At 67.4% G+C, this 7,107-nt stretch carries 7 protein-coding genes; 5 read left to right on the top strand and 2 right to left on the bottom strand.

Translation table 11 applies throughout. The annotated features are described in order from the left end of the window. Positions 1 to 54: 54 nt before the first annotated feature. On the bottom strand, positions 55 to 333 hold the full coding sequence (locus GBZ26_RS25000; protein WP_174441157.1) for a DMT family transporter: 279 nt from the start codon (positions 331 to 333) through the stop codon (positions 55 to 57). A 141-nt stretch (positions 334 to 474) separates the two neighbouring features. Here GBZ26_RS25000 and GBZ26_RS25005 point away from each other — a divergent pair, with 141 nt between their 5' ends. The 3 genes from GBZ26_RS25005 (at position 475) to GBZ26_RS25010 (ending at position 3,880) form a co-directional block, all read left to right on the top strand. Beyond that, complete coding sequence (locus tag GBZ26_RS25005; protein WP_174441158.1) at positions 475 to 2,046, top strand: lysine--tRNA ligase; 1,572 nt, start codon at positions 475 to 477, stop codon at positions 2,044 to 2,046. A gap of 132 nt (positions 2,047 to 2,178) precedes the next feature. After that, on the top strand, positions 2,179 to 2,424 hold the full coding sequence (locus GBZ26_RS30005) for a hypothetical protein (RefSeq protein WP_211104955.1): 246 nt from the start codon (positions 2,179 to 2,181) through the stop codon (positions 2,422 to 2,424). Between the two features lie 226 nt (positions 2,425 to 2,650). Beyond that, the gene (locus tag GBZ26_RS25010; protein ID WP_174441159.1) at positions 2,651 to 3,880 is read left to right on the top strand and encodes a DUF2336 domain-containing protein; all 1,230 of its coding nucleotides are present in this window, start codon (positions 2,651 to 2,653) and stop codon (positions 3,878 to 3,880) included. Between the two features lie 27 nt (positions 3,881 to 3,907). Here GBZ26_RS25010 and GBZ26_RS25015 read toward each other — a convergent pair whose 3' ends face one another. Further along, positions 3,908 to 4,378 (bottom strand): hypothetical protein, encoded by a 471-nt coding sequence (locus GBZ26_RS25015; protein ID WP_174441160.1) that lies wholly within the window; start codon positions 4,376 to 4,378, stop codon positions 3,908 to 3,910. A gap of 272 nt (positions 4,379 to 4,650) precedes the next feature. On the opposite strand from GBZ26_RS25015, the gene mdh reads away from it, so the two are divergent. Then, on the top strand, positions 4,651 to 5,619 hold the full coding sequence (gene mdh, locus GBZ26_RS25020) for a malate dehydrogenase (protein ID WP_014241628.1): 969 nt from the start codon (positions 4,651 to 4,653) through the stop codon (positions 5,617 to 5,619). Between the two features lie 249 nt (positions 5,620 to 5,868). Continuing rightward, on the top strand, positions 5,869 to 7,065 hold the full coding sequence (gene sucC / locus GBZ26_RS25025) for an ADP-forming succinate--CoA ligase subunit beta (RefSeq protein WP_094303045.1): 1,197 nt from the start codon (positions 5,869 to 5,871) through the stop codon (positions 7,063 to 7,065). The last annotated feature ends 42 nt before the right edge of the window (positions 7,066 to 7,107 follow it).

The raw sequence follows: 7,107 nt of genomic DNA on the forward strand, positions 1-7,107 counted from the left end.
TGTGTAATGTCTGGGCGACCGCCGTGATCTGACCAGGGTCGATCTTCGCCAGCGTCAGATGGGTAGAAGAGACGGCTTCAGGAAGTTGAGCGACTCGCCGAACACCCAAATCCCGATCGCCGCAATGGCCGCCGTGCCCACCGCGGACCAGATGGCGTAGGCCACGCCGACCTCGATCTCGCGCAGCGCCTGGGCCAGCATCGCGAAGGCCACCAGATAGCAGGCCACCACCGCCAGGCTGGGCCACAGGCGGGTCATGCCGTCGGACATCTTCATGGCGACGGTGCCCACGATCTCGAAGGCGATGGCGACGGACAGAAACAGCCAGCTCATGCGGGTCCTCGGCGGGTGATCCACATCCAGACATGCGCCCGAACCGTGAAACGGACAAGCGGCGCCCGTTGACGGACGGCGCGCTGCGCCCTAGGGTCGCTGCCTTTCTACACTTCCGTCGAGTTTTGAAGGGGCTCTACCATGACCGGCGAGCGGGAATTGGCGTTGCAGGCGAAGGCGTGGCCGTTCGAGGAGGCGCGCAAACTGGTCGCGCGCTTCGCGAAAGAGCCGCCGGCCAAAGGCTACGTCCTGTTCGAGACCGGCTACGGTCCGTCGGGCCTGCCGCACATCGGCACCTTCGGCGAGGTGGCGCGCACCACCATGGTCCGTCAGGCCTTCCAGCGGATGAGCGACATCCCGACGAAGCTCTTCTGCTTCTCCGACGACATGGACGGGCTGCGCAAGGTCCCGGACAACATCCCGAACAAGGAGCTGGTGGCCGCCAACCTCGGCAAACCGCTGACCCAGGTGCCCGATCCGTTCGGCACGCACGACAGCTTCGGCGCGCACAACAACGCGCGCCTGCGCGCCTTCCTCGACAGCTTCGGCTTCGAGTACGAGTTCCAGTCCTCCACCGACTGGTACAAGTCGGGCCGCTTCGACGACGCCCTGCTCGGCGTGCTGCGGCGCTATGACGAGATCATGGCCGTCATGCTGCCGACGCTGGGCGAGGAGCGCCAGCAGACCTACAGCCCGTTCCTGCCCGTCTCCCCCTCCACGGGGCGTGTGCTTCAGGTTCCGGTGCTGGAGCGCGACGTGGACGCCGGCACCATCGTCTTCCAGGACGAGGACGGCAAGAAGGTCGAGGTCCCGGTCACCGGCGGCCATGTGAAGCTCCAGTGGAAGCCCGACTGGGGCATGCGCTGGTACGCGCTGGGCGTCGATTACGAGATGTACGGCAAGGACCTGATCCCGTCGGCCGAGCTGGCCGGAAAGATCGTCAACATCCTCGGCGGCACCCCGCCGCAGGGCTTCAACTACGAGCTGTTCCTGGACGACAAGGGGCAGAAGATCTCCAAGTCCAAGGGCAACGGCCTGACCATGGAGGAGTGGCTGGCCTACGCCCCGCCGGAGAGCCTCGCCCTCTACATGTTCCAGAAGCCGAAGTCGGCCAAGCGCCTGTATTTCGACGTGATCCCGCGGGCGGTGGACGAGTATCTGGCCTTCGTCGCCAAGCTGCCGGTGGAGGAGCCGGCCAAGGCGCTGGAGAACCCGGCCTGGCACATCCACAACGGCACGGCGCCGGCGGTGCGCTCGGACGTGTCCTTCAACCTTCTGCTGAACCTCGCCGGGGCGGCGAACGCCGAGACCAAGGATGTGATGTGGGGCTTCATCAGCCGCTACGCGCCCGAGGCGACGCCGGAGAACAGCCCCTTCCTGGACAAGCTGGTCGGCTACGCCGTCCGCTACTACCAGGATCAGGTGAAGCCGACGAAGCGCTTCCGCGCCCCCACCGACGCCGAGCGCGCCGCCTTGGAGGATCTACTGACGCGTCTGGACGGCATCCCCGCCGACGCGGCGGGCGACGTCATTCAGAACGAGGTCTTCGCGGTCGGCAAGGAGCACGGCTTCACCGAGCTGCGCGCGTGGTTCCAGGCGCTCTACGAGGTGCTGCTCGGCCAGACCACCGGCCCGCGCATGGGCTCCTTCATCCAGCTCTACGGCCTGGACGAGACCAAGGCCCTGATCCGCGAGAAGCTGGCCGCCGCCTGAGCATCGCCTCGCTTTCCCCTCCCCCGCGCCGCGGCCCGCCGCGGGGGAGAGTTTCCCCAGCGGACCGGCACACCCCACGAACAATTCGCCCGGCACACAAAACTGCCCTCAAGGAACGTGGCGCCCAAGAGCATGCCCGAATGGACGTGGCTCAACATCCGGCGAGACTTCACCCGTCATAGCTCCGATCACAAACAATATTCCCAGTCTGATCGTTTGCGCTCCCATCATCCGCCCATCCGGCTCGAATGTGTGCAAACGGTCGAAATCCTGCCCACCCGCTGGGCAAACAACATTTTATTCCCGCATCGCCATGCGCACACCGCACCGCACCAATACCAACTTGGTATTACCATCCGCCAGGGTCTGAGCCTATGATCCGCCCCGTTACTGCTTTTGCAGTGCGTTTCCTCCCTAAACTCTTCAAGGCCGCGCCCCATCGGGGTTGCGGCCCTTTTTCTTTTCGACTTCCGCTTTTCGACGATTCGTTACCGAAACCCGACGGAAGAACCGGGGACGCAGAGCCTGGTTGCTTGCGCCGGGCGCCGGTGACAAGTTCGGCTCCGTTAGCAGCCCGTTAATCGGCCCCTCGTTGGATATCCGGATGCAGCCACGTCAGGCCCCCCATTCCGATCAAGAGGACGACCGTCCCGGCGCGGCCCGCTCGGCGCCGCGGGAAATCTCCTCCGCGGACGACGGGGTGGACCCGGAATTGCTCGGCTATCTGTTCGACGATTCCCCTCCCGCTCCTCCTGCGCCGGAACCGGCCCGCCGCCGCCTCGGCACGGCGTTGGTCGAATCGCGACGGGCCGGGATGGGCGATGCCGGGGTCCGCGGGCATCTGGCGCGCAAGCTGTGCCGGCTGCTGCCCGACCTGCCCCCGGATCGCCAGGACAAGGCCACCGCCACCGCCCTGCGCACGCTGGAGCGACTGGCCCGCGATCATGCGGCCCATGTGCGGACGGCGCTGGCCGGGGCTCTGAAGGACGTCGCCTGCGCCCCGCCCGCCGTGGCGCGCACGCTGGCCCGTGACGTCGAGCGCTCGGTGGCGGAGCCCATCCTCCATTGCTGCGCCACCCTGACCGACGAGGATTTGCTGGAGATCATCGCCAGCCACCCCGCGGGCTGGGCGCTGTCGGCCATCGCGCGGCGGCAAGCGGTCAGCGCGCCGCTGTCCTGCGCCATCGTCGACACGGGCGACGCGGAAGCCACGGGCGTCCTGCTGGACAACGACGGCGCGGTCATCCCCGACGACCGGCTGGAGGATCTGGTGGAACGGTCCGGCGGCCATCCGGACTGGCAGGCCAAGCTGGCCGCCCGCCCCGCCCTGCCGCAACGGCTGGCCCTGCGGCTGGCGGAGTTCGTCGACGACTCGGTGGCCGATCTGCTGCGCCGCCGCACCGATCTGGACGCTATCACCGCGGCGGAGGTCGCCGCCGTGACCCGCCGCCGCGTCGCCTGGGTCGAAGGGCGCGATCCCGCCGAGTCGCCGGGGCGCCGCGCCGTCCGCCTGCACCGCCAGGACGCCTTGGACGAGACGGCGCTGGGCGACGCCCTGTCCTGGGAGGAAACGGACTTCGTCCGCGCTGCCCTGGCCCTGCGCGCCGCCGTCCATCCGGGGATCGTGGACGACATCCTGCGGTCCGGCGATGCCCGCGCCGTCACCGCCCTGGTCTGGCGGGCGGGCTATTCGATGCGCTGCGCCATGCGCGTGCAGGTCCGCGCCGCCGGCATCCCGCCGCGCGCCGTGCTGAACGCCCGCCAGGGCACCGACTACCCGCTGCCCGCGGCGGACATGACCCGCCACCTCGCGCTCTACGGCGTCCGCTCCTGACGCCGAAGGTCGCCGCCGAAGTCAGCGCTACTGGATTTCCAGAGGCCGTCGGGCCGGGGCCCGCCGCGTGTCGGGAGCCAGCGTCGGATCGTTCTGATACAGCGGGCGCGACGGGTCGGTGTCGATCAGCTGCGGCGGGGTGACGATCTCCTCCCCCGACCCGGAATCGAACTGGATCACCGCCATCCGGCGCACCGTCTCGCACAGGTTGCGCTTGCGCAGGATCGCCGGGTCGGCCGGCCCGTCGAAGGCCACGAGAGGCACCACGATGCCGCTGCGCTCCCCCGGCGGGACGGAGGTGTACACATAGTTCGACACGGGCCGGCAATACAGGATGTCGGTGGCCGACGGCATATCCGACGGAGCGCCGGCCGCTTCATTCAGCGGCGCCTTGGCCAAGGCGGCCTCATAGTCTGCGACGGTTTGTCCCAAAGCCGCGCCGCCGCTTCCCAGCGCCAGCGTCACGGTCAGGCAAAATGCCGGTGCAAAGCGAATCATGGTTGCTCCCCCAATCCCGAACGGCCTTCAAAACCTATCCAAAGAATAGTGCGCCGCACCCGCAACACCAAATTCCTGTTTGCCGCTGCGGCCATTCGCCGTAATCGATTGCACAGTTCCGCGTCCCGTGCTTGCGGTCACGCTTGCTCTCGGGCCGGAATCGCGCTAGGAACCGCCCTCGAAATCTCAGGGCGCTGGACCCCTAGGACGCTACACTCAATCGGTTCTGTCCTCCGCTGAATGGGGGACGCTCACGCTTAGGGAAACGCTCCATGGCTCGCAAGAAGATTGCGCTCGTCGGCGCCGGCCAGATTGGCGGCACGCTGGCTCTGCTCGCTGCCCAGAAGGAACTCGGCGACGTCGTCCTGTTCGACATCGCCGAAGGCATGCCGGAGGGCAAGGCCCTCGACCTGGCTGAGACCTCGCCGGTCGAAGGCTTCAACGCCAAGCTCAGCGGCGGCAACGACTATTCGGTCATCGAAGGCGCCGACGTGGTGATCGTCACCGCCGGCGTGCCGCGCAAGCCGGGCATGAGCCGCGACGACCTGATCGGCATCAACACCGGCGTCTGCCAGACCGTCGGCGAGAACATCAAGAAGTACGCCCCGAACGCCTTCGTCATCGTCATCACGAACCCGCTGGACGTGATGGTGTGGGTGCTCCAGCAGGCCTCCGGCCTCCCGCCGGAGCGCGTCGTCGGCATGGCCGGCGTGCTCGACTCGGCCCGCTTCCGCTACTTCCTGGCCGACGAGTTCAAGGTGTCGGTCGAGGACGTCACCGCCTTCGTGCTGGGCGGCCACGGCGACACCATGGTCCCGCTCGTCCGCTACTCGACCGTCGCCGGCATCCCGCTGCCGGACCTGGTCAAGATGGGCTGGACCACGCAGGAGAAGCTGGACGCCATCGTGCAGCGCACCCGCGACGGTGGCGCCGAGATCGTCAAGCTCCTGAAGACCGGCTCGGCCTTCTACGCCCCGGCCGCCTCCGCCATCCAGATGGCCGAGTCCTACCTGAAGGACCAGAAGCGCGTCGTTCCGGTCGCCGCCTACCTGACCGGCCAGTACGGCCAGAACGACCTCTACGTCGGCGTCCCGACGATCATCGGCGCCGGTGGCGTCGAGAAGATCATCGAGATCGATCTCTCCGCGGAAGAGAAGAAGATGTTCGATCACTCGGTCGACGCTGTGAAGCAGCTCGTCGAGGTGGTCAAGAAGCAGCAGGCTGAGAAGGCCGCCTCCTAAGGCGGCCTGTTTTTTGCCTGCGCGACGACCTGCGGCCTCATCGCCCGGGGTGGACGGTTGAACCGTCCGCTCCGGGTGGTACAGTGATCGCGGTCGCTCGCGCCAGCCGGCGTAAGGCTTCCGAAGGACTCAGCTCCCCCGAAGACTTGCGCCCTGGCGCGTCCGCCAGCAGGAAACGCCTGCCCGATCTTCGCCCATCGTCAGCCGACCACACTCTGTCAGCCGACCATAAAAACAGATGGACGCCCGATGAACATCCATGAGTATCAGGCCAAAGGCCTGCTGAAGAAGTACGGCGTCGCGGTGCCCCGCGGCGGCGTCGCCTACACCCCGCAGGAAGCCGAGACCGTCGCCCGCGAGCTGGGCGGCCCGGTGTGGGTCGTGAAGTCGCAGATCCACGCGGGCGGCCGCGGCGCCGGCCGCTTCAAGGACAACCCCGAGGGCAAGGGCGGCGTCCGCGTCGTCAAGTCCATCGAGGAGGTCGGCAAGAACGCCGGCGAGATGCTGAACCACGTGCTGGTCACCAAGCAGACCGGTCCGGACGGCCGCGAGGTCAAGCGCCTCTACGTCGAGGAAGGCGCCGACATCAAGCGCGAGCTGTATCTCGGCCTGCTGACCGACCGCGCCTCGGGCCGCGTCACCATCATCGCCTCGACCGAAGGCGGCATGGAGATCGAGGAGGTCGCCCACAACACGCCGGAGAAGATCGTCAAGGTCGCCATCGACCCGGCCACCGGCATCCAGGGCTACCACACCCGCAAGGTCGCCTTCGCGCTCGGGCTGGAAGGCAAGCAGGTCTCCGCCGCCGCCAAGTTCATCCAGGCCGCCTATCAGGCCTTCGTGGACCTGGACTGCGCGATCGTCGAGATCAACCCGCTGATCGTCACCGGCTCGGGCGACATCCTGGCGCTCGACGCCAAGATGAGCTTCGACGACAACGCCCTGTTCCGCCACAAGGACGTCGAGGAGCTGCGCGACGAGGCCGAGGAAGACCCGGCCGAGATCGAGGCGGCCAAGCACAGCCTCAACTACGTCAAGCTGGACGGCAACATCGGCTGCATGGTCAACGGCGCCGGTCTGGCGATGGCGACCATGGACATCATCAAGCTGTACGGCGGCGAGCCGGCCAACTTCCTCGATGTCGGCGGCGGCGCCACGAAGGAGCGCGTCACCGCGGCCTTCAAGCTGATCCTCTCCGACCCGAACGTCGAAGGCATCCTGGTCAACATCTTCGGCGGCATCATGCGCTGCGACGTCATCGCCGAAGGCGTGGTCGCGGCGGCCCGCGAGGTGCACCTGCACGTTCCGCTGGTCGTCCGCCTGGAAGGCACGAACGTCGAGCTGGGCAAGAAGATCCTCAGCGAGTCCGGTTTGCCGATCCTGTCGGCCGACAACCTCGCCGACGCCGCCGAGAAGGTGGTCAAGGCCGTGAAGGAGGCCGCGTAAGATGGCTGTTCTCGTCGATAAGAACACGAAGGTGATCTGCCA

The sequence above is a fragment of the Azospirillum formosense genome, assembly GCF_013340925.1.
In the GTDB taxonomy this organism is placed as follows: domain Bacteria; phylum Pseudomonadota; class Alphaproteobacteria; order Azospirillales; family Azospirillaceae; genus Azospirillum; species Azospirillum formosense.